Genomic DNA, 1,849 nt, shown 5'->3' with positions numbered 1-1,849 from the left:
CCTCATATAATATTGTTAGTAACATTTGATAGAAAACATATCTATTCTCTACCGAACATTACTTATAAACTTCTTAATATTGTTCTTATATTTATAAATATCCTATCAGATATTTCTTCATTTCATACTTTAGAACTTTCTATCAAATACCTTATAGGAAACTTAACCTATTTGTTAAATCATTGTATAATATCTCCTGAATAGAGGTTAGATGGATTCCTCCAGGGAACTTATCTCGTAGAGATGGTCATACCCGTAAGAAAGCGTATCATTCCATCAGTGAGAACTCTATGGTTTAGCTGGTTGGGTTTCCCGTGAGGGTGTTACTTTAGGGAATTACCCGGGTCACAAATGAGGTTATAGGCTCACTGATTAAGTGGATACTCTATTCTATCTCAAACTAACTAAAGTAAAGGAGATATTGTAATGTCTAAATTTTTTTATAATCCGACAGTAGGAATCGATGTTTCAGCAGATTTTTCAATGGTTGCTATATTAGCACCTAACGGTGATATTTTTAGGAAGCCTTTTAAGATAAGACATGATGTGGACGGTTTTAACCACTTACTTAAAGAAATAAAGAAAGTGGAAGAAGAGTTTAACATGAAGAGTGCTATCTTCATGGAGTCCACTGGCGTGTACCACTTATCTCTTTTCCACTTTCTTAAATCCCACCAATTAGAGGCTTATATTATTAATCCTCTAATTACTAATTCTAACAAAAATAAAGATATAAGAAAAGTGAAAAATGATAAGAAAGATGCACTTTCTATCGCCAAAATAGGTAAATTTGAAGATATTAAGGCTTATAGCTTCCTAGATATAAACATCTTTACTCTAAAGAGTTTATGTCGTGACTACTACAAACTTATTGATACTAGGTCTGCCTTCAAGAAAAAATTATCTGCTGACTTACGTATAATCTTTCCAGGTTATAGTAGTGTATTTTCTGATGTAACAGGTTTAACTTCAACAGCTATACTTAAAAACTTTCAAAGTCCTCAAGATATAATTGATGCTCCTAAAGAAGAAATAATACAGCTTCTTAAGGAAACCTCACGAAAGAATATGACTTGGTGCAATGAAACTTATAACAAGCTAATTAAAGCTGCTAATAGTGCTAAAATTATAGCTATATCATCATCTAGATTCTCTGTGAAAATTCTTGGCTGTATTGAGACTATTGAAAGTATCAACAAACAAGCTAACGCTATAATGAGCGAAATAGAAGCTGCTGTTTATAGCAATGATACTAGTGAGCAATTTAAGCATAATGTTGATTTATTAATGACTATACCTGGATTAGGTTTTCTTACTGCTGTAACTATACTAACTGAAATTGGAGATTTTAATAATTTTTTAAAGCCTAAACAGTTAGTTGCTTACTTTGGTATTGATCCATCTGTCAATGAATCTGGTAAATTTAAAAGTGATAAAGATACAATGTCTAAAAGAGGTACTCGCTTTGGTCGCAGAGCATTGTACGCTGTAGCCTTAGCTTCTATAAGAAATAAGCGTGATGGTCAAGCTACAAACAAAGTTTTGTTAAATTACTATAAAACCAACCTAGTCAGCAAAAAGAAAAAGGTTGCTTTAGTTGCCATTATGCATAAGCTTATAAACTATATCTTTGCAATACTACGAGACCAAAAAGAATATGAGCTGCGTTCACCTCAAATTCATCAGAAGATGTTTCTTGAGAATACCAATAACTCAGCAGCCTAGTCGGCTTTAAAAGACTTTACCAAATTCTGTATTGTTCGTTATTTGAGCAATGCCTTTTTGTCATACCCATTTTTAAGAATAAAATTTTTTCTTAAAAACTATTGACTTTAACTAGCTGGTCTTT

General features: G+C 32.1%; 2 protein-coding genes. Both read left to right on the top strand.

The genetic code is table 11. From position 1 onward, the window contains the following. The coding region (locus EGD97_RS12530; RefSeq protein WP_205693999.1) for a hypothetical protein at window positions 1–204 on the top strand (204 nt) is incomplete at its 5' end. Between the two features lie 222 nt (window positions 205–426). Then, window positions 427–1,725, top strand: a complete 1,299-nt coding sequence (locus EGD97_RS12200) for an IS110 family RNA-guided transposase (protein ID WP_127837556.1) — start codon at window positions 427–429, stop codon at window positions 1,723–1,725. Window positions 1,726–1,849 lie beyond the last annotated feature (124 nt).

The sequence above is a fragment of the Clostridium prolinivorans genome (assembly GCF_004011155.1).
GTDB classification, from domain to species: domain Bacteria; phylum Bacillota; class Clostridia; order Clostridiales; family Clostridiaceae; genus Clostridium_AT; species Clostridium_AT prolinivorans.
Note: the sequence above shows the minus strand (reverse complement) of the source record. Positions and strands in the feature narration are given on the sequence as shown.